Consider the following 24434-nt stretch of genomic DNA (forward strand, 5'->3'; position numbering starts at 1 on the left):
TAGCGGATAATTTGTTATTCTGGAGCGAACCGGGCGATTTTTATCGGCGTTTCTTTGCTGAATCCCGGGATGCCAATCTCTCTTCCGGCGACCGTCTGTTGCTCCGGACCGAAAGGTTCGGCTGTCAGCGGTTTAAGCCCCTTTTGAATTCGATTGACGGGGAATGTCCTTGTCCGAGTTGATGGCCTGTCATGAATGCGATCTGCTGACCCGGCTGCCCGAACTGCCGCCAGGGGGGCGTGCCCATTGCCCGCGTTGCGGCTGTCTGCTGCAGCGTGATCGGCCGAACAGTATCGAAAAAACCCTGGCGCTGTCTTTTGCCGGCCTGGTCCTCTTCATCGTGGCGGTCAGCTTTCCTTTTCTGGCTATGAAGGCGGGTGGTTTCGAACAGCACAGCAACCTGCTGACCGGGGTCTGGCTGCTGCTGGAGCAGAAGATGGTGCTGCTCGCCATGGTGGTGCTGCTGACCTGCGTTCTCTTTCCCCTCGCCGGTATTCTCGGTCTGCTCTACGTGTTGCTGCCGCTTCACTTCGGCCGTCGACTGCCGCGGGCGGAAGTGGTCTTTCGCCTGGTCAGCCACCTGCAGCCCTGGAGCATGATGGAGGTCTTCATGCTCGGCATTCTCGTCTCGCTGGTCAAGCTGGGGCACCTGGCGGAAGTGATCCCGGGGATCTCTCTGTGGGCCTTCGCGGTGCTGATCTTCGTTCTCGCCGCCCAGACCGCGGTGCTTGATCACCATCAGGTCTGGGAACGGCTGGAGGCCTTGCGATGAAGGCCGCCAGCATGACCGCGCGGCGGCAGAACCTGGTCAGCTGCCACAACTGCCACCTGTTGTGCGATGCACCTGTTCCCGTCGGGAAACAACAGGTTGCCTGTTGCCCTCGTTGCGGAACGACGCTCCACAGTCGCAAGCCGAACAGCCTGATGCGGACCTGGGCGTTGGTCTTCGCTGCCGTGATTCTCTATCTGCCGGCCAACCTGCTGCCGATCACCATCACCCGTGCGATCGGCATCACCCAGTCCGATACCATCATCAGCGGCGTCATCTACTTTCTGCACAGCGGCATGGTGCCGATCGCGCTGGTGATTTTTATCGCCAGTGTCTTTGTGCCGTTGATGAAACTGCTGATCCTGATTTACCTGCTGATTTCGGTACAGCGCCGTTCGCGCCGGAGGCTGGTCGACCGAACCCGCCTCTATCGCCTGACCGAACTGGTCGGTCGATGGTCGATGGTCGATGTCTACGTGGTCACCATTCTGGTCGCCCTGGTCAAACTGGGCGCCGTTGCCCGGGTCGATGCCGGACCGGCGACACCCTACTTTGCCGGAGTGGTGATCATTACCATGTTCGCCGCGGAGAGTTTTGATCCGCGCCTGATCTGGGATGTGATGGAGGATGACGAATGAGCGAGGAAAAAACGGAGCAGCCGGTTGTCCGGACGGCCGAGGTGCGTACCCGCAAAGGGTTCTCGATTGTCTGGCTGGTACCTCTGGTTGCCCTGGCGATCGGCGGCTGGCTGGTTTTCAAGGCGGTTTCGGAGCAGGGACCGCTGGTCACCATCCACTTCAAGACTGCAGAAGGGCTGGAGGCCGGGAAGACCAAGGTCCGGTACAAGGACGTCGAGGTCGGCAAGGTCGAGGAGATCGATCTGGAACCGGGACTTGACGGGGTGGCGGTCAAGGCGCGGATGAATCCCAGTGCCAAACCGTACCTGACCGACAAGACCCGTTTCTTCGTGGTCCGGGCGCGGATCGCCGCCGGTGAGATCTCGGCCCTCGGCACCCTCCTGTCCGGGGCCTATATCGGTGTCGATCCGGTTAAGGAGGGGAAGCTGACGAAGGTTTTCGAAGGGCTTGAAAAGCCGCCGGTGATCACCACCGACCGTCCCGGGCGCAAGTTCATGCTGCGTTCGGAAAATCTTGGTTCCCTGGATATCGGTTCGCCGGTCTACTTCCGCCAGATCAAGGTCGGCCAAGTCATCGACTACGCTTTCAATGATGTCGGCGACGCGGTCAATATCGAGGTTTTCATCAATGCTCCGCATGACCGGCGAGTCACCCGGGCGACCCGTTTCTGGAATGCCAGCGGTGTTGACATGACGTTGAATGCCGAGGGCATAAGGATCAACACCCAGTCACTGGTTTCCATTCTTCAGGGGGGAATTGCCTTTGCCACACCGAAACGTCTGGTGGCAAAAGAGCCGGCTCCGGAAGGCTCCCGCTTTGTTCTTTACCCCGACCGGCAGAGCATTCAGGAACGGGAATACACCATCAAGAACTACTACCTGATGTACTTCGATCAGTCGGTGCGTGGTCTCAGGCCGGGTGCGCCGGTTGAATTCCGCGGTATCAAGGTCGGCGAGGTGGTCGATGTCCGGCTGGTGATCAACGCCGAGGAACTGAAGGCGAAAATCCCGGTGCTGGTGATGATCGAGCCGGAACGGATGGAGTACCGCCGCAATGATGAGCCGGCCGAACGTTCTTATGATCAGCTCAAGGGGTTGGACGCCGTCAGCAGGGACAGAGAAAAGGAACTGGTTCGCCGGGGTTTGCGGGCACAGTTGAAGACCGGCAGCCTGCTGACCGGAGCGCTCTATGTCGACCTGGACATTCACCCGGAGGCGAAACCGGCCGAGATCTATTACGATGGCCTCTACCCGGTTTTCCCGACCGTCCCCGGTTCGCTGGAACAGCTCACCGACAAGTTCGAGCGGATTATGGCCAGGGTTGAAAAAATTCCCTTCGACAGTATCGGCCGCAACCTTGATCAGACCCTGGCAGCGGCCCGCAGCGCGCTGCGGAAGATCGACCGGACCACCATTCCGCGGGTTAACGCGGTCCTGCAGCAGGTCGATCAGCAGACGGTTCCCGACCTGAACGCGACTTTGCGGCAGCTGGATGAAACCCTGGCGGATATCAAGGCAACCCTCGGCAGTGATTCGGCCCTGAATTACAATGCCCGTACCGCCCTTGATGAACTCGGTAGCGCGGTGCGTTCGATCCGGGCCCTGACCGAGTACCTGGAGCGCAATCCTGAAGCCCTGATTTTCGGCAAGAAAGAGGAACAGAAATGATCAAGCTTTTTATCCACAAGATATCCGTATGGCTTCTGTTCGGGCTGGTTATCGGTCTTGCCGGCTGTGGCGGGCATTCGCCGAAAACCTCATTTTACAAGTTGGTTCCGTTGGCTGAACTGGGTGAATTGGACGAGGCTGTGCCGCATTATGACTTCAGCGTCGGCGTCGGGCCGATTACCATTCCCGACTATCTCAAAAGACCGCAGATCGTAACCCGTGAGAGTAACAGCAGACTGCAGATCGCAGAGTTCCACCGCTGGGCCGGTCTGCTGGAAAAGGATATTGCCGCGGTCATGGTCGATAATCTTACGGATCTGCTCGGCAGTGAGAGGGTGGTAACCTATCCTTGGGATCGTCTGGCCAGGCCCGACTACCGGGTGGTTTATGATATTCAGCGTTTCGATGGAACCCCTGGTGTCGAGGCGGTCCTGAAGGTTCGCTGGACGGTTTTCGATACGGTTGCGGGCAAGGCGGAGAAGGTTCTCGGAAAACGCTACCGGCTGCCGCTGGAGGACCCCGGTTATGAATCGCTGGTGAAAGCTGAGAGTGAACTGCTTGGACAGTTCAGTCGGGATGTGGCCGCTGAGCTGTTGCAGAAGAAACTGTCGGATTGAGATGGATGTCCGTATTCGGATGTTTTTCGGGCCGTCTTCTTGACTGAAGGATAAATTTAGTTACCATTCATGAAATTGATATTGATTTACCTGACTCCGTGAGTCCCTTTTCGGTGGGCGGCACCAGACATTGACCTGAACTTCCCAAAATTACCCGTGAACCTGTGGGGGCGTTTCAGATTTTTGAAGATTTCATTCAGGACCGGCACTTGCCCTTTCCGTCCGACAGGAACTCGCTGAGTCTGGTATTGACCAGAACATTTCGGGCGTCTTCGTGCTAGTACCATGTAACCCATAATCTTTCGCATCTTGCTGGTTATTTTCCGCGTCAACTGCGTTGCGCTTCACCGCTTCATAGCTACGGCTATGCAGCGGAAAGCGCGCCTTGTCGACACGGAAAATCCCGGCGCAATATTACGAAATCCTATGAGTTACAGGGTACTAGCTGAAGAAATGGGGACGTTCATTCTGAAAGGAGCATGTCATGCGGATGGAGAAAACAATGAAACAGATGTTGATTACCCTGGTGGCGCTGGTTTTTCTGGTCGGTGTTGCCGGATCGGCGCTGGCCTTCGTTGACAGCGAAACCGGTGAAGGCGGGGTGCGGGGGGCGACTCAGATGGCTGCCGGTGCCGGTCTCGTCATGGTTCCCGATTACGAGGGCTCGGACGATTACACTGCGAGGCCTCTGCTGCTCTTTCAGTCTCATTACAAGAGCGGTCGTTTCGTTGATCTTTTCGCCAACCGGCTGCGGGTCAACCTGCTGCCGAACGCGCAGTATTATCTCGGTCCTGTGCTGCAGTACCGGGCCAAGCGGGACAATGATGTCGATGACGATCAGGTGAGCCGGATGAAGGAAGTCGACACCGCCATCGAGGCCGGTGTTTTCGGCGGGTTTGCCCTGAACAACTGGATCGTCAGCATTCAGTATGTCCTCGATGTCTCCGATGCCCATGACGGCAGCCTGGTGACCCTGAGCGGGGGTTATCGTTACGTGCCCAGCCGGGACCTGACCCTGATGCCGACCTTGTCGGCCACCTATGCCGACAGCGATTACATGCAGACCTACTTCGGCGTCAGTGCCGGCAACCGCGGCACGTCCACCCTGCCCAATTTCAAGGCCTCTTCCGGCCTCAAGGATGTGACCGCCGCCCTGCTGGTCGACTATCATCCCTGGCAGCACTGGAAACTGGTCGGTGGCGCCGGCTTCAAATCCCTGCTCGGTGATGCCTCCGACAGCCCGCTGGTTGACCAGCAGGGTTCCGATTCGCAGCTGATTGTCGGCATCATGGCCGCCTACCAGTTCTGAAAATCCATTCGTATTCCAGTTCCATGTGAAAGACCGGCCCGAGTTGTCAGACAACTCGGGCCGGTTGCCTTTTGGCCGGCGACAAACCTGCTTCTCAGAGAGGATGCAGGGGCTGCTGCGGCGAAATAAGCGGAGCGTTCCATTGAAAATATGCCGGAAGCGGCTAGAATGTCAAACATGCCAGGACAGCTTTTTCTTTATTTTTTCAATAAGATAGATTGAATCAACGAGTTCATTTGAAACGGGTCAGTGTTTCAGGAGACCTGTCCCTGAGCTTGACAGGCAGAAGGTTCGATTTTGAAGTTCTTTTGGGGGCGCATTTTCGTTCCGGTTCTTTTGTGGACGGCTCTTTTTCCCGGATCCGCGGTTTCGGCCGATGTCCGACTGGTCGTCAGCGGGGTCAAGGGAGCGTTGCGCAAGAATGTTGAGGCGGCGTTGCAGTTGCCGAGCGGGCTGGTCCACGACGGCCGGACCAATCGTCGCTGGCTGGAGCGCCTGCTGCAGAAGGCCCCGGCGGATGCCCGCAAGGCCCTGGAACCGCTCGGTTATTATCATGGTCAAGTCAAGGCGGAACTGGTCGGGGGGCGGGAGCGGGAGGAGTTGCGGGTGCAGGTCGATCCCGGTGAGCCGATTCGCCTGGGTCGGGTACGGGTGACGGTGACCGGACCGGGTGCCGAACGGTTGCCGTTGCGACGGATGGTTGCCGGTTTTTCGCTGAAAAGTGGCGATCAGCTCAATCATAAGGCTTACGAGGATGCCAAGCTGGCCCTGCGGGTGGCCGCGGTTGATCTCGGTTATCTCAAGGCGAAATATCGGCGCAGCCGGGTCGAGGTTGACGTCGAAGCTTATCGCGCCGATGTCGATCTGGAGCTGGAGACCGGTCCGCTGTTCTATTTCGGTGAGATCAGTATTGAGGGAGGCGATTCGTTTCCTCCCGATTTTTTACGGCGCTATCTTGAATTTTCCGCCGGTGATATCTTTTCCAATAAACAATTGAGCCGTACCCGGATCAATTTTCTCAAGGCCGACCGGTTTGATGATATCCAGCTGGTTCCTGAAATCGAGCTTGCCAGGCGGCAACTGGTGCCGGTCCGTATCCGCCTCAAGGAAGGCGCCCGGCGCCGGCTGCGGGCCGGGGTCGGTTACGGGACCAATACCGGCGCGCGCCTGACCCTCAACTACCAGGAGTTGAATCTCTGGCAGCGCGCTCACCGTTTCGAGGCCGATTTCAGCCTGGCACAGAAAACCCAGGCGCTCATCACCCGCTATACCATTCCCCTGCCGGGGCATAAGGAGAATTCCTGGGGGATCAACGCCGGACTCTCCAAGGAAGATATCGATGTCTATGAAACCGAGATTATTCATCTGGAAGGCGAGCGGGTTTTCGGCCTCGGCAGTGATGCCGTCATTTCGTTTTCCCTTCGGCAGCAACGTGAGGATTACACCATCGGCCGGCGTTCCGATATCTCGACCCTGCTGCTGCCGGGAATCCGTTACCAGCGCCGACATTATGATGACCCGGTCAATCCGAACCGGGGGGTTCAGTATCGCCTGGAGCTGACCGGCAGTCACGACGCGTTGCTTTCCGACAGCACGCTGTTGCGCTTTACCGGGGGCGGAGCGCTGATGCAGCCGTTGGGGGAGGACTGGACCCTGTTGCTGCGCAGTTATTTCGGACTGCTGGCCCATGATGGTGATTTCAATGATGTGCCGGTTTCGATGCGGTTCTTCGTTGGTGGCGACAATGGTGTGCGCGGCTACGCCTACAAGTCCCGCGGGGCGACCGATGAAACCGGGCGGGTGATCGGTGGTGACGGTCTGGCCGGAGGAAGCCTGGAGGTGGAATATGCCTTCAGCAAACGCTATGGGGCCGCCCTCTTCTATGACGTCGGAAGCGCTTTCATGGCTTTTCAGCAGGTGCGTTTTATTCAGGGGGCCGGTGTCGGTGCCCGTGTCTATACCCCGGTCGGACCGATCAAGATCGACCTGGCACGCCAGCTTCATGAGCCGAACCCGGGCTGGCGCATTCACTTCAGCGTCGGGTTTGACCTGTGACGCGGCGGTTCAAAGGCCTGTTCGCGGCCCTGACGCTGTTGCTGTCGGTGCTCGTTGCCGGCGGCTGGCTGCTTTACAGCTCTTCCGGGGCCGGCTGGCTGCTGCAGCGGATTGATGGTTTCGGCGGTGTCCGGATCGAGGTTGGTTCGCTGCAGGGGCAACTGGCGACGGGGCTTGACCTGCAGGGGGGGCGGGTCGCCTGGGATGGTGGCCGGCTGGCATTCGCGGAGTTGCAGTTCGGCTGGAACCCGTGGGCACTGTTCGGTGGCGGGGTGGATATTGAACAGCTGCGGGTGACGGGTCTTGATCTGTGGGTCGATACGACCGCGACCGATTCCGACCCCCTGACGGCACTGCCGCTGACGGCCGACCGGCTTGAACTGCCCTCTCCCTGGCCGCTGCCCGCCTGGCTGCATGGCGAGATCAGGCAGCTGCGGCTGAGTCGTTTCAATTATCATTCCGGCGACGGGGTGACGGTGATTGCCGACCGAATCGAAGGTCGACTGCAGTTGCGTGACCGGCAACTGCAGATCTCTCCTGCTGTTTACATGTCTCCCTACGTTGAGCTTTCCGGTGACCTGCGTTGGGACCTGCGGACCATGCGTCTTGACTACCGGGCTGAAGTGGTCCTGCCGGAAGAGCTGGTGTCCGGGGAATCTCTGGGAAACGTCGGGTTGTCGGCGACCGCGACCGGGAGGCTTCAGGTTCAGGGTGACTGGCGGGCCTATCGCGGCACCCTGCTGTTGCGGAACGGTCCGACCCGCCTGGCGGGGGACGTATTCGGTAATCTCGACGGGGTCTGGTTGCGTCATCTTCAGGGGGACTGGCTGCAGGGGCAATTGGAGCAGGGACGGCTCGATCTTGACTGGCGCCGGGATTTCCGCATGGACTGGCGGGTGGCGGTCGGGCACCTCAACCCGGCTGAAACTGTCCTTGGCAGGGCCGGCGATCTTTCCTTTGCCGGCAGCGGCAGTCTCCGGGTTCCGGAGACCGCTCCGCTGGTGATTGCGGCGGCCGTCGACAACCTGCACGGACAGCTGCAGGGATATCCGCTCACCGGTCATGGCCGAATCCGCCTGGTTGGGGAGGAGCTTTCCTTTGAGGATCTGCAGTTGCGTTCCGAGGGGCTGGTGCTGAGTGCCGCGGGTGACCTGGCCGAGCGTTTCGATTTCCAGCTCCAGGTGGCCGATCTTTCCCGTTGGATCGAAGGCGCTGCCGGGAAGATTGTCGGCAGCGGCTGGTTGCGGTTTGACGACGGCGGGTGGGCCGGCGACGGCGAGCTGTCGGGACAGCAGCTGCAGTGGCGGGGGCTGCGGATCGGCGATCTGCAGGTGAACGCCGCCCATCCCGGGGCGGAGGCTGCGCTGAATGTCAACATCAGGGCTGCGGATATCGATCAGGGAGGGTTGCAGATCTCAACCCTGAATGCTGTTGTTGCCGGTCTCACGGAGGATCATCGGCTTGATTTGCGGCTGGAAGGTCCGGAGGGATCCCTGGCTTTGTCGGCGGTCGGCAGTTGGGACGGAGAGGAATGGCGCGGTACCGTGGAACATTTCACCACCAGACTGCTGGATGGTGCGGCGCTGATACTCCAGCATCCGGCTGCGGTCCGCTGGAGTACGCGGCGCTGGGCGGTTGCCCCGCTGCTGGTGACCGGTGCTGCCGGAGAGAGTCTGCGACTGGCGGGACACTACCAGGTTGAACGCCGTGACGGCGATATCTCCGGTTCCTGGCGCAAGCTGCGACTGGAGCGCCTGGCGTCGTTGCTGCCGGAACAGATCCTGCGGGGGGAGAGTTCCGGTTCCTTCAGCCTGCAACTGCAGGCCGGTCGCCCGGTCCAGCTCGCATTGAAGATCGATGCCGCCGGGGAGTTGCGCCATCAATCCTGGGACGAAGCGCTGCGGGAGTTGCATCTCGACCTTGATTGGCATCAGCGTCGGCTGGTTTTCAGTGTCCGGGCCGTCGGCAGCAGGGAGGCTGGGCTGGAGTTTTCCGGTGACGCCCGGCAGCCTCTCGGCCTGGATTTCCCCGAGGAGGGCCAGTTTCATTTTTCCGCGGTCAGGTTGCGGCTTGCCGCCCTGCGCCGCTGGCTGCCGGCGGAGCTGTCGGTGCGGGGTCAGGTCGCCCTTGAAGGAGAAGGTCGCTGGCTTGGCGGCGGACGTTTCCGTTTGAGCGGGCAGGCAACCGGCAGCGGCGCCGAATTGTCCTGGCGTGACAGTCGGGGTGTGCTTCATTCACGGTTGAAGGAAGCCGGTCTGGAGTGGCAGTGGCAGGAGAAGACCCTGCGACTGGGGTGTCGACTGGTCCTGAACGATGGGGGAGGATTGCATGGTGAGTTGGCTCTGCCTCTGGCCGCCGCCTGGCCGCCGGTTATCGATCGAGATGCTCCGGTGACGGGTGCCGTCAGTGGAGAACTGGCTGAAACCGGCATGCTCGAAGCCCTGTTGCCGATGCCGATCGAGGAGCTGAGCGGCCGGCTGGTCCTTGACCTGGGACTGGGCGGCACCCTGCATCGTCCCGCGCTGCAGGGGCGGATCGGTCTGCGGCAGGCCGGAGCCTACCTGCCGCAGCTTGGTATCAGCCTGCGGCCGATCGAACTGGATATGCGGCTGAGTGGAGATCGGGCCGAAATCGAGACGTTGCGCATCGTGTCCGGGGCCAGCGTCCTGCGGGGTCGCGGCTGGTTGAAGCTCGGGGGAGAGGGAGGCTTCCGCTACCGGTTGGAGCTTCAGGGGGATAATTTCCTGGCCGCCGATTTACCGGAACTGGTCGTCGAGCTTTCCCCCGAGATTGAACTCAGTGGTGACGCTGAGCGGCTGCAGGTCACGGGACAGGTGCTGGTGCCGCGGCTTGAGCTGCGTGGGGTCCGGGCGGCGCCCGAGGTTCCTCCCAGTCCTGATGTGGTGGTTCTGCAAACGGAATCACCGGTTGCTGCCGACGCGACAGCATGGCAGCCGGAAGTGCTGTTGAAGGTGGTACTCGGTGATCGGGTGACGGTGGCGGCGGGGGGCGTGAACGCCCGTCTTGGCGGGGCTGTCGATATCAGCCTCGCGGCCGGCGGAGTCCCCCGGGCCGATGGCGAGATTCATATTGTCGAAGGAGATTTCGCGGCCTACGGGGTACGTCTGAAGATCCGTCACGGGCGGCTTCGCTATCGGTCCGCACCGCTGAATAACCCGTCCCTGGATATTCTGGCGATGCGCGATCTGGGGCAGCTTCAGGCCGGCGTACAGATCGGCGGCACGGCCAGGAGGCCGCGCATCACCCTCCATTCGCGTCCGGCGATGCCGGAAAAAGATATCCTGCTGGCGATTGTTACAGGTCGCCGGGCGTCTTCAAGTGGCGGTGATGAAGGGATGCTGATGCTCGGCACCGGAGCCCTGATGGCTCCCGGCGAATCCCTCTTCTCCAAGATCGGCCTGACCAATATTGATCTCCAGGGGCTTTTTTCCGGAGAGGGCGGGCTGCGGCTGCGCCATCGCCTGGCCGAGCGCTGGGAGGTCGAGTCGGTACTCGGTATCAACAGCGGTATCGATCTCTTTTACCTGATTGAATTCCATTGAACGGGATTCTGGAGACTGATGATGGACCCTCTCTGGTTGACCATTGCTTTCGGCGGCGGCTACCTGCTGCGCCAGGTCGGACTGCCGCCGATGGTCGGATTTCTGATCGCCGGCTTTGTCCTCAACGGACTTGGAATCCAGGGAGGGGATCTGCTGCGGACCATGGCCGATCTCGGCGTCACCCTGCTGCTTTTCAGTATCGGTCTCAAGCTCGATCTCCGCAGCCTGTTGCGGGCGGAAATCTGGGCCGGGAGCAGCCTGCACCTGTTGCTCAGCGTGCTGTTGACAGGGCTGTTTATTCTGGCATGCGATGCTTTGGGGGTCGGCCTGTTCGCCGGACTTGATTTCCAGGTTGTGTTGCTGGTTGCCTTTGCCCTCAGTTTTTCCAGCACCGTTTTCGCGGTCAAGGTGTTGGAGCAAAAGGGGGAGATGGCGGCCATGCACGGCCGGGTGGCGATCGGTATCCTGATCATGCAGGATGTCTTCGCGGTTCTCTTTCTGACCATTTCCGCCGGCAAGGTTCCTTCCCCCTGGGCCCTGGCCATTCCTCTCCTGCTCTGGCTGCTGCGTCCCCTGCTGTATCGCCTGCTCAATCGCTGTGGTCATGGTGAACTGCTGGTGCTGTGCGGATTTTTTCTCGCCCTGGTGGCCGGTTATTCCGGCTTTGTGCTGCTTGGTCTCAAGGGTGATTTGGGAGCGCTGATCATGGGGGTGCTGTTGTCAGGGCATTCGCGCGCTTCGGAACTGTCCAAGTCGCTGCTCGGTTTCAAGGACCTGCTGCTGGTCGGATTTTTTCTCAGCATCGGTCTTTCCGGTGTTCCCGACGGTGCCACGCTGGTCACCGCCCTGCTGCTGGTATTTCTGTTGCCGTTTAAAACCGGCCTCTATTTTCTCCTGTTGACCCGGTTCCGGCTGCGTGCCCGTTCCGCTCTGTTGGCTTCCTTCAGCCTGGCGAACTACAGTGAATTCGGATTGATCGTCGGCGCCATCGCGGTTTCATCCGGTTGGCTCGACAGCCAGTGGTTGGTCGCCGTGGCCATCGCCCTGTCGCTCAGTTTTGTCCTCGCCGCTCCCTTGAACAGTGCCGCCGCCACCCTTTACGAGCGTTGGCAGGAATCCCTGAAGCGGTTTGAAACCAGAACCCGGCACCCGAGTGACCAGCCGCTTGAGCCGGGAGAGGTTTCCATCGCGGTGTTCGGCATGGGGCGTATCGGGACCGCGGTTTACGACTATTTTCACAAGCGTTATGCTGACAAGGTGGTCGGAGTCGATTACAACAAGGAGAAAGTCACGCGGCATTGTCGGGATGGGCGTCATGTCATCTACGGCGATCCGACCGATCCCGATTTCTGGGCGCGGATGCCGCGTGACAATCGGGTCGAGCTCTGCCTGCTGGCGATGCCGAAGCACGTGGCCAACATCTCTGTGGCCGCGACCATGCGGGGACGCGGTTACCAGGGCCGGTTGGCAAGTATCGCCTATTTTGCCGATCAGATCGATGAGCTGGAAACTCTCGGTGTCGCGACCTTTGATTTCTATGCCGAAGCCGGCAGCGGTTTTGCCCGCCATGCTGATCAATTGTCGGCTCGGGATTTAGCGGACTTTTAATCCGGCGGGTCTTGGCTAACGGTAAAATGCTGGTAACCTTTGAATTTCAGCTGTCTCCCTTCTTGACCGTCAGGAGTCGATCATGAAAACAAGCGTTGTCCGGAGCAGTCTTTTTCTCTCATTGAGTTGTTTTTTTCTGCTGGCCGGTTGCGCGCCAAGTACTTCGGGTAATGTCTATACTCGCGACCAGGCCCGTACCAGCCATTCTGTCTACTACGGCACCATTCTGCGGGCCGATCCGGTGACCATCGAGGGCAAGTCCTCGGCCGTAGGGGCGATTGCCGGTGGAGCCCTGGGCGGTGTTCTCGGCAATGCGGTCGGGAGTGGCAAGGGCCGCAATCTTGCCACCGTGGCCGGAGCCCTGGGCGGTGCGGCCGCCGGGTCGGCGATTGAAAAGAAGACCACCACCGTGCAGGGGGTGGAACTTGAAGTTGAACTGGACAACGGTGAGCTGCTTGTGGTTGTCCAGGAGGCCGATGCCGCTTATCGGGTCGGTGACCGGGTGCGGGTGATCAAGGATGCCCGGGGCACGACCCGGGTTCGTCAATAGCGGGCTGATGAAAAACGTCCATTGCGGCGTTGTTTTTCCCCCGCGTCAACGACGTACCTTCTAGTACACCTTGTTCCGGGGGTTGCGGACGCCTTGTGACTGGACATTTTTGCCCAGCCCGGGGAATATGTCTTTTTCAACCCCCTGATAGTTCTTGGTGCCCGTCTGCACTTGGCTTGCCCTTTCTGAGGAGTTTTTAATGTCGTCCAAGCTAGAGGAATTTCTGCAAAAGGAATCGTCCGTCGGCATTCTGCTGATGGTGGCAACGGTGCTGGCGATGGTTTGTGCCAACAGTTCGCTGCAGTCGGTTTACGAGTACATTCTCAACACCCCCTTTGAGGTTCGCCTCGGGCGGTATATTCACATTGCCAAGCCGTTGTTGTTGCTGGTCAATGACGGCCTGATGGCGATTTTCTTCCTGCTGGTCGGGTTGGAGGTCAAGCGGGAAGTGATGGTCGGCCAGCTTTCCAGTCGCGCGCAGATCATTCTGCCGGGTATCGCCGCCCTTGGCGGCATGATTGCTCCGGCTCTCTGCTACGTGCTGATCAATATCGGTGATTCCGCCGCCCTCAATGGCTGGGCGATTCCGGCCGCCACCGACATCGCCTTTGCTCTTGGAGTCCTGGCACTGCTCGGCAAGCGGGTTCCGTCTTCGCTGAAAATCTTTCTGCTGGCCCTGGCGATCATGGATGACCTCGGGGCGATCATCATCATCGCGCTCTTTTATTCCGGTGACCTGTCCATCAGCATGTTGTGGATGGCGGCTATCTGCCTGGTGGTCCTGTTCCTGCTGAATATCTTCAAGGTGGAACGGATGGCGGCCTATATCACCGTCGGCGTCTTCCTGTGGATCTTCGTGCTCAAGTCGGGAGTTCACGCGACTCTCGCCGGGGTTGCCCTGGCCTTCGCCATCCCGCTGAAAAGCAACCGGGATGAAAGTTTCTCTCCGGCTGGAAAGCTGGAGCATGATCTGCACCCCTGGGTCAGCTTTCTGATTCTGCCGATCTTCGCCTTTGCCAATGCCGGTATTCCCCTTTCCGGCATGGGATTGGGCGACCTCTTTCACTCGGTTCCGCTCGGTATCATGGTCGGCCTGGTGGTCGGCAAACTGGCCGGGGTCTATGGCTGTTCGATTCTGGCGGTCAAGACCGGGTTGGCGGCGATGCCCGAAGGTGCCACCAATCGCCACCTGTTCGGGGTCGCGGCTCTCTGTGGAATCGGTTTCACCATGAGCCTGTTTATCGGTGGCCTGGCTTTTGAACATGTCGGTGGTGATGCCGAGGCTTATATGCTCAGTCATCGCCTCGGTATCCTGACCGGCTCTCTGATTTCCGGTCTGCTCGGTTATTTTATTCTTCTGACCGGTGGCCGTGCCGTTTTGACGGACAAAAACCCATCGCCAGTTGCCTCGTCACCGGTACAGACAGCGGCCGATGATTATTAAGCGGGTTCGGCCAGTCTCCAACGGGGGGAAGGTCGAATTCCACCTGGTTGTCTGGCTCTGTCTGCTGCTGGTGGTGCTGGTCGGGGGGCTGCTCGGGGTCTTCAGCTTTCTTGGGCAGAGAGCCCGCGGCGAAATGACCATCAGTATGGTGCGTCAGGCCGCCAGCGTGGCATCGCGTCGCTTTCAGCGGCAGATCGAAGGCAGTCATCGACTGCTGGAAACGCTCAGCGGCTGGGGGCGTGAGGGGTTGCTGGTTGATCAGGACGTCGACGGCCTGCGCCGGAAACTGCTGCCGCTGGTGGAAAATTTTCCGGCGATAGCCGGGCTCTCCCTGGCGGATGATGAGGGGCGGGATTTTTTTCTTGCCAGGGACCAGGGCGGTTGGCTGGTTCGTCATTCACGAGGAGTGGGCGCTCCACAGCATTGGCAGTTCTGGAAAGGTGGGGCATTGCAGCGGCAGTGGGATGCCACAGAAAATTTTGATCCGCGGCAGCGTATCTGGTATCAGCCGGCCCGCAAACAGCCGGGTACCGTTGTCTGGAGCGGCCTCTACCGGTTTCATACTCTCAAGCGTTTCGGCGTGAGTGCCTCTATTGCCTGGCAGGGAAAACAGGGCTTCCAGGTCGCCGCCGTCGATCTGTTGATTGATGACCTGGTCAAGGCCCTGCGGGTTCCGGAGTTGGGGGAATCGGGGGTGGTCTTTTCCGTTTCCAGGGATGGCCTTCTCAATGACCTTGCCTCGGGACCAGTCGGTAGTGAAAACCGACAGTTGCTTGCTGCCTACCGGAAGGTACGTCGTCCCGAAGACTCGGTGACCTCCTTCAGCTTCCTTGGGACCACCTGGTATGCCGGGGAGGAGCAGGTGGCTCTGGATAACGCCCGGGTCAGGATTGGTATCCTGGTTCCTGAAAGTGAAATCAATCCCGGCTTAAGCGGCGTCCGGCGTCAGTTTCTTGCGGTTGCCGCTGTTATTCTGCTGATCGGCATCCTCGCAATGTTGTTCGTTCTCAGGCGTTTTCGGAGGCATTTTGTCCCGGCGGTCACCCGGCCGGATGCCGCCTGGCTGCAGGCGGTGATCAGCGGCGGGGAAAATGTCCGGGTCGAATTCAAATCGACCATGCGCATGAACCTCAAGTCGGGGCGGGCCGGCAAGGAGATTGAACTCGCCTGGCTGAAAGGGGTGGTCGGTTTTCTCAATACGGCCGGCGGAACCCTGCTGATCGGTGTCAACGATGATGGTGACATCGTCGGCCTGGAGGCTGACGGGTTTCAGAACGAGGACAGGTGCCGACTTCATTTCAAAAACCTGGTGGCCCAGCATATCGGCCTGGAATTTTCGCGTTGTCTGCATTTCGATCTGGTCGAGCACGACGGCAGGCAGGTGGCGGTGGTTCAGGTTGACCGCTCCTCGGAACCGGCTTTTTTGCGTCAGGGCAAGGAGGAAGATTTCTATATTCGCAGTGGCCCGGCCAGTGTCAAGCTGACCGGACGGCAGATGCTGCAGTATCTTTCCAGAAAAACCCGCAGGACCGCAAACCATTTTGACCCGACGAGATGATGTCAGTGGTCGAGGGCCTGATTGTCAGGTCAGATCAGGCTGGCGGTGCAAAGGAGTCAAGTTATGATCGAAGGACTTTGGACGGGGGAGTGGGACTCGACAGTCCTCGGCCAGTCCGGGGAAGGAGCCGGGGTGTTCATTTTTCGGGATGGGCGTATTTACGGAGGCAGTGCCCGTTATTATTTCTTCGGTGAATATCACCTTGCCGGTGAGCAGGTGAGAGCCACGCTGCTGATTTCCCATTACAGTGGCCCTCCGAGTGGGCTTCTCGGACCGGTGGACGAGGGACAGATCTGCCTGGTCGGGACTCTGGCTGGAGATGAAATGGTTCTCAAAACCGGAGAGCAGGACGAGGCTTTCAGTCTCGCGGCGCGGTTGGTTAAACGGACCGGGATCAGCCGGTAATCCTTTTCTGCATCTTGTCGAGATAGCGGTCAAGTTCGCTGATGCTGGAAAAGACCTGCTGCGAAGGCAGGGCATTGATGATCTCGAAGACCTTCTTGATCTGCGGCTGCAGGTTCATCATCATAAGGTTGCCGGAGACCTCCTTCAGTCCCTTCTTGGTCTTCAGCACCACCCTGACGCCGGCGCTGCTGATATAATCGAGGTTTTCAAAGTCAAAAATTATCGCGGTTGGAGTGGTTTCCAGCAGGCGGTTGGTTTCGGTTTCCAATGATCCGGCGGTATTGGTGTCGAGAGAACCGTTCAGTTTGATGATAAAGATCCCGGCAAGTTCTTCCCGAGTTTCATATGTCAGGCTCATCAGTGTTGTCCTCCTTGTAATTCCTTAAGTATATCAGGAAATTCGTTTCTGCATGGTGAGGATATTTTCTCCATCGGCATAACGATAGGCAAGGTTGTCCATCATCTGTCGCAGATAGAAAATTCCCAGTCCTCCGACCTCCCGCTCGTCGAAAGGTATTTCGAAATCCGGTGATCTTTCCTGCAGAGGGTTGAAGCGTCGACCGTTGTCACGCAGTTCAATATGGATGATGCCCTCCCGGCAGTGCACAACCAGGTGAATGTGGCCTGTGGCAGGCGTCAGTTCTCCATGTTCAATAATGTTGACGACCGCTTCTTCCAGTGCCATGGTCAGTTCGAAACGGGTATCACTTTTCAGGCCCATGCGATCGGCAAAGGTTGTGATCACCTGTTTGAGTCGTTCGATTTCCGCGTGATCGATCGTGATGTCCAGTTCAATCCGGTTCATGGTTTTTCCAGCATAGCCTGAAGCTGAAAGAGGTCAAGCTGCTGGCCGTTGCAGAGGAACCTGTTAAAATCCAAATAACCGTATCCATGGATAAACCTGAATCAGTGAGTTTCTGTTGGGTGGAGAGTGCAAGTGCTTGGTCTGCAAGAGATTTCCAAAAATCTGAAGCGCACCCATAGGTTCGCTGGTGATTTTTGGGAAGCTCAGGCAGATCAATGACTTGTGCTATCCGCCGACAAGGAACTCACTGATTCAGGATAAAGAAAGGATGAGGAAATCCCATGACCGAAGGCCTTTGGACTGGCGAATGGCGCTCCAATATAACGAATTTCGAGAATCACGGTGCCGGCACCTTTCTGTTCGCCGACGGTGTTGTTCATGGTGGCGATACCGGATATTTCTATGTCGGCTCTTACCAGAAAAAAGGGCATGAACTGCAGGGTGAGTTTCACTTTCAGCACTACAGTGGCGACCCGATCGGAATTCTCGGTTACGCAACCGAAGGGATTCTGGTCTTCGCGGGAGTCATTCTGGGGAACCAGATGACCATCGAGATGAAGCTCAAGGACCTGCCCACTGTCCGGTTGGCCGGGGTGTTGACTAAGCGCATGGATCTTGGAGAGTCTCTGCAGAGTTCCCTCGCGGCCCTGGACCGTTTGCCTCCCGGCTGAAGGTTTTGCAGTTCCGGTTTTTCCGGCATTTTCTGTCGCAAGCAAAAGGGCCGTCCGGAAGGACGGCCCTTTTGCTTGACGGTATGGTATTCCCCGGCGTCAGTGGGCTTCGTCGTCGGTGATGAAGGCCGGGAAGATCATGTTGATAAAGTAGAAGATGACGAATGGTGTCACCGCCACCAGCAGAGCTCCTCCCAATCCCTCTTTGAAGGTTTCCATGTCGTAAGGAATGATCGGCAGGTGATATTCCATGAAGCCGTCAAAGGTCAGCGAGAAGGCCTGTCCGCCGATAACAACATTCCAGCGCATCATCAGCACGCCGAACAGGACCAGGACGCAGGCGACGCAGGCACGACGGGTGGTCAGGCCTGGAAGCAGCAGCATGATAAACGGCAGGGCGTTGCCGAAGCCGTACTGCAGAACAAAAATTTTGAAGAAATCGCGCTGGTAGATGACCTCACGCACGATATCCCAGGATCTGACCGCGGTATAGCCGCGGAAAATGATATCCAGCAGTTCCAGGGTGATCGCCAGGGTCATGAAGATCAGCAGGTACTTGGAGGTCATCTTGGTCTCGTAGTCCTGCATGCTGTGCAGCCCTTCGGGGGTCAATTCGGTGGCACCGGCCCAGTGGTCGGGGAGGAAATGGGTTTTGCCTCGCGGTAGCGCCCAGCGTCTCAGCCCCATGAAGATGGCGTAACAGAGGATACAGAGGGCGATTCCGGAGACCACCGCCGACATAATGAAAATAACCGGCATCAACGGCGTCATCCACAGGGCGTTGGCCTTGACCGAACCAAAGATAAAGCCGGCATAGCCGTGGAGGAAACAGGCGACGGGGATGCCGAGTCCGGCGAGAAACTTGACCGCCTTGTGGTCGGCTTTCAGGGCTTCGGGGCTCAGATCGCGGGCGCCGAGGGAGATGATCTTGTAGATCGGCAGCAGTATGTTTTCTATCCCTCTGCGCTCCTTTTTTTCCAGCCGGTTGATACTTTCAACAATGAACTGGCGGTAAACAAACCAGATTTCCGATCCGACAATGCAGGCGTAGGTCATGAAGACAATACCGAAAGCCGATATTGCCGATGTGAAGTGTGGTGTCATCATGACATGGATGCCGCGAAGTGGTTGCTGCAGGTGCAGCAGCAGAGGCATCATCGCCACCGGCAGCAGGGCGAAGGAGAACACCAGGGCGAAGCGCGCGATCTCCTTCAGTTTCTCCACTCCGAAGACATGGTAGAGGGAGGACAGGACAAAGGCGCCGGCGACCAGACCGGTCATGTACGGATAGAGGACGATCTGGATCGACCAGTAGACATATTCGTTGGGCAGGACGAAAAGTTCTTTGACCGTCCAGGCTTCGCCGTGGACCATCATGTGGGCAACTTGTTCAACCATGGCTAATGCACCTCCTTGTTCAAACCAATGTAATAGACATTCGGTTTGGTGCCGTATTCAGCGCGCAGAATACCGACCCGTTCATTGAGGACCGCCTTGGCCACCGGATCGTTGGGGTCGCGGAGGTTGCCGATTGTCCGGGCGCCGAACGGGCAGGCCTGGGCGCAGGCGGTGTTGCCGCCCTTGCTGATGCGGTGGTAGCAGAAGGTGCACTTGTCGGCGGTATGAACAACAGGATGGAAGAAACGGACGCCGTAAGGGCAGCCCATGATGCAGTAGCCGCAACCGATGCACCACTTGCGGTCGACCAGCACCACGCCGTCGGCGGTCTTGTAGGTGGCGCCGACCGGGCAGACCTGGACGCAGGCCGGCAGGGTGCAGTGATTGCAGAGCTTGGGGACGAAAAAGGCCTGGGCGATATCCTTGTCGCGCAACAGCCTGGTGCCCGCTTCGCCCTGGTCGACCAGCTTGCTGGTGAAGCCGTCGCGGGCGCCCTTGGGGCTGTCTTTGATGACCTCCCCGTTTTTCATCATCGCATAGCGCTCGACCCAGGTACGGGTGACGTTGGCATCGTAGGGGATATCGTTTTCAAGTTTGCATGCTTTGACACACATGCCACAGCCGACACATTTATAGGTGTCGACCAGGAAGCCCCAGCGCAACTCGGGCCGCGAAGCGAGGACCTCTTTGGGGTCAACCAGTTCCAGGGCCGAGAGGGAGACTGAGGCCCCGGCGACGAAAACCGCCGTGCTCTTGAGAAAATCACGTCTCTTCATGGTTACATATCCTCCAGGCTCGGGTTGTGCGGGTTGTGACATTCGGCGCATTCCATGCCGGTGTTGTGAGTGCCGGGGTCGATGCCGGGAATGTCGTTGCGGCCGCTGGAGGGCATGTACAGTTTGCTGTGGCAGCGAATGCACAGTTCGCGGCTACGGTTGACGACCAGTTTTTCCGGGTCTTCCGGATGGTTCCGTGCGGGGCCGTGACAGTCTTCGCAGGGGATCATTTCATGCTGGGACGCCGAAATGCTGGCGACCTTGTCGTCATGGCACTCGTTGCAGTATTCCGTGCCCTTGTACTTGGCCGGAAAGTCCTTCCATTCCTGTTCATTGGAGAGGCGATGGAAGCCGAAGGTGTACCCCTGTTCCTGGATGCCGAAATCATCAGGCACATAGAAAAACCTGAACAGCAAGAGCAAGACCACAATACCGATGACCACGTAGAGTGGTCGCCAAACATGTCCTTTCACGTCACTACCCCCTGTCTAGAGTTGATAATAAAACATTGTTACCTTTAGCACCGTCGATTTTGGCTGTCAACTTTAAAATCGTGAAAACAATTTGTTATCTAAGGTGATTGCTGTATAATGGTGTTATGTTCAAGCTCTTTAATATGAAACATGGCTAACGCCTGGGGGGAGGTGTGTTGATAGAATAAAAAAGCGTTATAGATACCGGAACGACTTTTCGATATCGAGTCCATGGTTCTATTTCTGCAAAGATTACCTGATGGATGGTTGGTTGCAATCCCGCCTGGTCGAAATCATGACCAACGGTTGATGCCGTGCGCGGCCAAGGGTCGGCCCGGGCGCTTTCTGAGGGAGGAAGGGATGATGGTTGAGCAGGATCTTGAAGCGCGCGTTGCGCATCTTGAACATCAACTGGAAGGGTTGCAGAAAAGACTTTCCCTTCTTGAAACGGGTCTCGACGGGGTGTCCGTGGATGTTCAGAATGAAGACTCGGACAAGGCTTCTGTTTTGTCCAGGGGCGGTGGGTTGTCCTCCTGGGCCGGCAAGGCCGCGTTGCTTCCCCGGGTGGCCACCGTTTGCTTCATTATGGTGCTGGCCCTGGCATTGCGTACAGCAACCGACAACCATTTGATCAACCAGCAGGTCGGGACCATTCTCGGCATGAGTTACGCCGCGATTCTGGTGCTTGTCGGTTGGGTTCTTTATCACCGCGAGGGGGATAACGCCCCGGTTTTTACCGGAGCCGGAGCCTTTCTGCTCTGTTCCATGGTGGTCGAAACCCAGGCTCATTTCAAAACCCTGACGCCGGTACCGGCGTATTTCATCCTGATGATGCTCGGAGCGACTCTGGGGGCGCAGAGTCAACGCTTTCAGAAACCCGGTCCGGTGATTATCGGCACTCTGGGGATGTGTCTGGCAGGGGCTGCCATTGATTATCCCACCCCGCTTTTCTCCTATCTGGCTCCGTTGCTGTTGCTGGCCAATGTGCTGGCGTTTAATGCGTCGCGATTGAAAAATACCTCCTGGCTGCGCTGGTTTGTTTTTGGCATGACGGTATTGATCGCTCAGGTTTGGGCGATGCGCCTCGGCATGTACCTGTTTGCTGACCAGATTCCCCCCGAGCCCCTGGCCGAGAACTGGTTCTTTCCCCTGGTCGCGATTTACGGCATCGGTTTCATCTTCAGTTCCTTTTTCGGTGTCTGGCGTACCGGAGACGGCCCGATTGCCCTGTTTGACAACGTTGCTCCGACCCTGACCGTGGTCTGGGTGGTCTGGTCATCCCATTATGTGTTGCAGCGGGGCGGTTCAAGCTTTTTCGGTCTCGGGGTTGCCGGCGTTCTGGCGGCTCTGCTCTGCTATTTCCTCATCCACATGCTGGCGCAGCGCAAAATTGATCACACCCCGGGCGGGACCACTCTGAGCATGGCCGGCAGTTTGCTGCTGGTTCTTTGTCTGCCGTTGGCGACGTATAATCTGGTCATCGCGGCGGCTGTTTATTCCGGGGTGGCCGTCTGGTTGGCCAGGATGAGCAATAAATGGCGGAATTCCGGAGTTCGCTGGGTTTCCTATCTGCTGCAGATTGCTGCCGGTTTCGCTCTGATGGTTGCCCTGAGAAATCATCCGGATGGGCAGAATCTGCTCATGACCCTGGCCGGAACCGGTTTGACGGCAATCGGCGGCATCTATCATTACGTCTGGTCCCGACGGTACCCGCCGTTGCAGATCGGCCGGGTCTTCGGGCGGTTTGATACCTGTGACCGCAGCGCCGCCCTGGTGTTGCTTTCCGGCTTGACGGCCGGATTCTTTCAAGCCAGGAGTTTGCTTTACTGGGGTCTGCACCAGATGTCAGGCAACCAGTTCGGAGCCTTTGTCTGTTTGCAGTCGGTTCTCATCAACAGCGCGATTGCGGTGCTGATGATCCTGGCCTGGAAACGCAACAGTCGGGAGTTGAAGAATGTGGCGATTCTCGTCACCCTGGTGGCGGCGTTCAAGGTTTTTATGATCGATCTGTTCAGCACCAAGGGGATTCCTCTCCTGCTGAGTGTTCTCTCTTTCGGGATTGTCGCGTCGGTTGAGTCGGTTGTTCTGGCCCGATGGCAGAAGCTCGATGCTTTTGCCGGGGAGAGAGGAAAAACTGCAGAAAAAGGGGAAGAGGTGAAAGTTTGAATTCCAACCCCTTTTCAGGTGGTTCGAGCCCGCGGAAACCTGGCGTAGCCAGGATGATCGACGGAGGGAAACGGCAGGATCTTCAGTAAGCTTCGGCCGGTTGAAGATTTGATGGTTGTTGTGAGAGGCTCCCGGCATTTGATAAAAAAGGGCGTCGCATTTCTGCGACGCCCTTTTTTATCGATATGGATGGAACCGCGGTTCCGACTACCAGGTCTGATCAAGATCGTTCAGCACGGTCTGGAAGTCCTTTTTAACCGAAGCCAGGATCGCCTGGGCATAATCGCGGTTGTGAACGCCATTGGTACCGTCATTGCGAACCAGGCGGAAATTGTAAAGGGCTTTTTCGTAGAGAGTCCAATAGGCCTTGGTGTCGCGTTTCTTTTTGTCGGCTTCTTTCAGCGCGTCTTCAACATTGATCCGCATTTCGCGCAGGTCGGCAATCTCGGCCTTGGTCTCGGAAGACCATTCGTTGAAAATTTCACCGTAGCTGTCATCGTGGCAGTTGCTGCAGGTCTCGCTGGTCGGTCGGTAGATACCCTTGGAAACGCCGGTGTGGCAGTCCTGACAGACCACCCCGTTGCCCCACATCAGGCCCGGTTCTCCTGCCACATCCTTGGCGCCGACACCCTTGTTCATGTCGAACTGGGCCTCATGGCAGCGTTGGCATTCGGTTACCAGCGGCGCCCCGCTGCCTTCATTTTCCTTATGGCAGGTGACGCACATATTCATCCGGTCGGTCTTGGTGGACGGATTGTGGACCAGGCCGAAGTGGCAGTCGCGGCATTTGAAGTCAAACGCTTCAAGATGCATGGAGTGATCAAAGTGGGTTCCGCCGACAAAGGTGTCAGTGAGGATGTCAGGGAGCCCCTTGTGCTTTCTGAACTCGGGGTTTTTAACATCGTCCAGCAGGCGCATGCGAACGATTTTCATCAGCTTGACCCGCTTCCGATAATCCTGGTTGCCCTTGTCCGAATGGCAGAAAAGGCACTGCAGATCGGGGACCAGGTCTTTTTTCGGATTTTCCAGGATTTCGAGCTTTTCTTCCTTGGAGATGGTCAACTGCATGTAGGTGTCCTTGAGCCCACCCAGTTTTGCCTTGATATATCCGACGACGCCGGGTCGACCATGGCAATCGAGGCAGGAAACGCCGGCTTCGCCATGTGCGGAATGCTCCCAGGAATCAACTTCGGCCAGCGGGCCGAAACCCTGCGCCGGATGGCACATGTGGCAGAACTCGGGCTCGGAGGTCATATGCAGTATCTGAATGTTGACGAATCCGAAGGCGGCGATGAACAGCACACCCAGGAATGTGACAAGCAGGTAGTGGCGTTTGCACCAGGCAAAAAGATTTTTCAGGCTGGCCATGGTATCAATCCTTTGTTGGGTGGAATCTATAAAGCAAGAGAGGATTCTCTGGAAGTCTGCTTTATTGGATACAGTATACAATTTTCAGAGCGCACAAAAGTTACCCGATTCTGGGGTTTGATGCAATAAAAAAATGATTGTCGGGCCGCCCGGGCTGATGTCGGGAAATTGTGCGCGGTTGTGTTTTCCGGCATCCGGGTCGAGAGGCGGGACGGCGCAAAAAAAGAGGGATGTGTTGCCACATCCCTCTTTCTCGATTTGTGTCTTTTGCGGTTTAGTGAGCAGCGCCGACCAGCTGCAGGACCTGCTCGGTGAACGGGTTGGCGAAGAGAATGATCATGGCGACGACGAAAACGTAGATAGCCAGGGATTCGATCATGGCCAGGCCGATCATCATGGTGGTCAGGATTTTGCCGGAAGCGCCGGGATTGCGGGCAACGCCCTCAACAGCACTCTTGATAGCGAGTCCCTGACCGATACCGGTACCGAAAGAACCGAGTCCCATGCCGAGACCGGCGGCCAACATGCACCATGCGAAAAATTCCATTGTCTTACTCCTTCTAGCGAAAGGTTTGATTGTCCCTAGATATGATT

Annotated in this window: 21 protein-coding genes; 14 read left to right on the forward strand and 7 right to left on the reverse strand. The window is 58.0% G+C overall.

Going from position 1 to position 24434, the window contains the following annotated elements:
- The first annotated feature begins 169 nt into the window (after positions 1-169).
- The 12 genes from B5V00_RS07380 to B5V00_RS07435 all read left to right on the forward strand — a co-directional run bounded on the left by B5V00_RS07380 (position 170) and on the right by B5V00_RS07435 (position 16183).
- Positions 170-772: a paraquat-inducible protein A gene (locus tag B5V00_RS07380; protein ID WP_216355468.1), complete on the forward strand. Its 603-nt coding sequence runs from the start codon at positions 170-172 to the stop codon at positions 770-772.
- The gene (locus B5V00_RS07385; RefSeq protein ID WP_085010129.1) at positions 769-1407 is read left to right on the forward strand and encodes a paraquat-inducible protein A; all 639 of its coding nucleotides are present in this window, start codon (positions 769-771) and stop codon (positions 1405-1407) included. Before B5V00_RS07380 ends, B5V00_RS07385 begins: the two co-directional genes overlap by 4 nt.
- The gene (locus tag B5V00_RS07390) at positions 1404-3074 is read left to right on the forward strand and encodes a PqiB family protein (protein WP_085010130.1); all 1671 of its coding nucleotides are present in this window, start codon (positions 1404-1406) and stop codon (positions 3072-3074) included. Before B5V00_RS07385 ends, B5V00_RS07390 begins: the two co-directional genes overlap by 4 nt.
- Positions 3071-3691: a PqiC family protein gene (locus tag B5V00_RS07395; RefSeq protein WP_085010131.1), complete on the forward strand. Its 621-nt coding sequence runs from the start codon at positions 3071-3073 to the stop codon at positions 3689-3691. The genes B5V00_RS07390 and B5V00_RS07395 overlap by 4 nt, the downstream gene beginning before the upstream one ends.
- A gap of 502 nt (positions 3692-4193) precedes the next feature.
- On the forward strand, positions 4194-5000 hold the full coding sequence (locus tag B5V00_RS07400) for a MipA/OmpV family protein (protein WP_172399648.1): 807 nt from the start codon (positions 4194-4196) through the stop codon (positions 4998-5000).
- Between the two features lie 297 nt (positions 5001-5297).
- Positions 5298-7055: an autotransporter assembly complex protein TamA gene (locus B5V00_RS07405; protein WP_085010133.1), complete on the forward strand. Its 1758-nt coding sequence runs from the start codon at positions 5298-5300 to the stop codon at positions 7053-7055.
- Positions 7052-10618, forward strand: coding sequence for a translocation/assembly module TamB domain-containing protein (locus B5V00_RS07410; protein ID WP_085010134.1), 3567 nt, complete (start codon positions 7052-7054; stop codon positions 10616-10618). Before B5V00_RS07405 ends, B5V00_RS07410 begins: the two co-directional genes overlap by 4 nt.
- Before the next feature lie 18 nt (positions 10619-10636).
- Positions 10637-12226, forward strand: coding sequence for a cation:proton antiporter domain-containing protein (locus B5V00_RS07415; protein WP_216355469.1), 1590 nt, complete (start codon positions 10637-10639; stop codon positions 12224-12226).
- Between the two features lie 82 nt (positions 12227-12308).
- A complete protein-coding gene (locus B5V00_RS07420; protein ID WP_085010136.1) occupies positions 12309-12776 on the forward strand; it encodes an outer membrane lipoprotein in 468 nt (155 codons plus the stop codon).
- A gap of 199 nt (positions 12777-12975) precedes the next feature.
- Positions 12976-14220 carry a Na+/H+ antiporter NhaA gene (gene nhaA / locus B5V00_RS07425; protein WP_085010137.1) on the forward strand — a complete coding sequence of 415 codons (1245 nt, stop codon included), beginning with the start codon at positions 12976-12978 and terminating at the stop codon, positions 14218-14220.
- Positions 14210-15778, forward strand: coding sequence for an AlbA family DNA-binding domain-containing protein (locus tag B5V00_RS07430; protein WP_085010138.1), 1569 nt, complete (start codon positions 14210-14212; stop codon positions 15776-15778). Before nhaA ends, B5V00_RS07430 begins: the two co-directional genes overlap by 11 nt.
- 63 nt (positions 15779-15841) lie before the next feature.
- Positions 15842-16183, forward strand: a complete 342-nt coding sequence (locus B5V00_RS07435; RefSeq protein ID WP_085010139.1) for a GrlR family regulatory protein — start codon at positions 15842-15844, stop codon at positions 16181-16183.
- On the opposite strand, the gene B5V00_RS07440 is transcribed toward B5V00_RS07435, so the two are convergent.
- Together B5V00_RS07440 and B5V00_RS07445 are read right to left on the reverse strand one after the other, a co-directional pair.
- Entirely contained in the window at positions 16173-16541 is a 369-nt protein-coding gene (locus B5V00_RS07440) for an STAS domain-containing protein (RefSeq protein WP_085010140.1), read from the reverse strand. The genes B5V00_RS07435 and B5V00_RS07440 overlap by 11 nt on opposite strands.
- A 33-nt stretch (positions 16542-16574) precedes the next feature.
- On the reverse strand, positions 16575-16988 hold the full coding sequence (locus B5V00_RS07445; protein WP_085010141.1) for an ATP-binding protein: 414 nt from the start codon (positions 16986-16988) through the stop codon (positions 16575-16577).
- A 281-nt stretch (positions 16989-17269) separates the two neighbouring features.
- On the opposite strand from B5V00_RS07445, the gene B5V00_RS07450 reads away from it, so the two are divergent.
- Complete coding sequence (locus tag B5V00_RS07450) at positions 17270-17659, forward strand: GrlR family regulatory protein (RefSeq protein WP_085010142.1); 390 nt, start codon at positions 17270-17272, stop codon at positions 17657-17659.
- A gap of 99 nt (positions 17660-17758) precedes the next feature.
- Here the strand turns inward: B5V00_RS07450 and nrfD are convergent, their stop codons facing one another.
- Genes nrfD through B5V00_RS07465 form a run of 3 tightly spaced genes read right to left on the reverse strand, consistent with a single transcriptional unit; the run spans position 17759 to position 20306 of the window.
- Positions 17759-19033: an NrfD/PsrC family molybdoenzyme membrane anchor subunit gene (gene nrfD / locus B5V00_RS07455; RefSeq protein ID WP_085010172.1), complete on the reverse strand. Its 1275-nt coding sequence runs from the start codon at positions 19031-19033 to the stop codon at positions 17759-17761.
- A 26-nt stretch (positions 19034-19059) separates the two neighbouring features.
- On the reverse strand, positions 19060-19833 hold the full coding sequence (locus B5V00_RS07460; RefSeq protein ID WP_085010143.1) for a 4Fe-4S dicluster domain-containing protein: 774 nt from the start codon (positions 19831-19833) through the stop codon (positions 19060-19062).
- Between the two features lie 2 nt (positions 19834-19835).
- The gene (locus B5V00_RS07465; RefSeq protein WP_085010144.1) at positions 19836-20306 is read right to left on the reverse strand and encodes a cytochrome c3 family protein; all 471 of its coding nucleotides are present in this window, start codon (positions 20304-20306) and stop codon (positions 19836-19838) included.
- A gap of 360 nt (positions 20307-20666) precedes the next feature.
- Between B5V00_RS07465 and B5V00_RS07470 the strand changes: the two genes are divergently transcribed.
- Complete coding sequence (locus B5V00_RS07470) at positions 20667-22472, forward strand: DUF2339 domain-containing protein (protein ID WP_085010145.1); 1806 nt, start codon at positions 20667-20669, stop codon at positions 22470-22472.
- Positions 22473-22679: 207 nt separating this feature from the next.
- Here the strand turns inward: B5V00_RS07470 and B5V00_RS07475 are convergent, their stop codons facing one another.
- Positions 22680-23840 (reverse strand): NapC/NirT family cytochrome c, encoded by a 1161-nt coding sequence (locus tag B5V00_RS07475; RefSeq protein WP_085010146.1) that lies wholly within the window; start codon positions 23838-23840, stop codon positions 22680-22682.
- 274 nt (positions 23841-24114) lie between these two features.
- Entirely contained in the window at positions 24115-24387 is a 273-nt protein-coding gene (gene atpE, locus B5V00_RS07480; protein WP_085010147.1) for an ATP synthase F0 subunit C, read from the reverse strand.
- Between the last annotated feature and the right edge of the window lie 47 nt (positions 24388-24434).

It is taken from the genome of Geothermobacter hydrogeniphilus, from assembly GCF_002093115.1.
In the GTDB taxonomy this organism is placed as follows: domain Bacteria; phylum Desulfobacterota; class Desulfuromonadia; order Desulfuromonadales; family Geothermobacteraceae; genus Geothermobacter_A; species Geothermobacter_A hydrogeniphilus.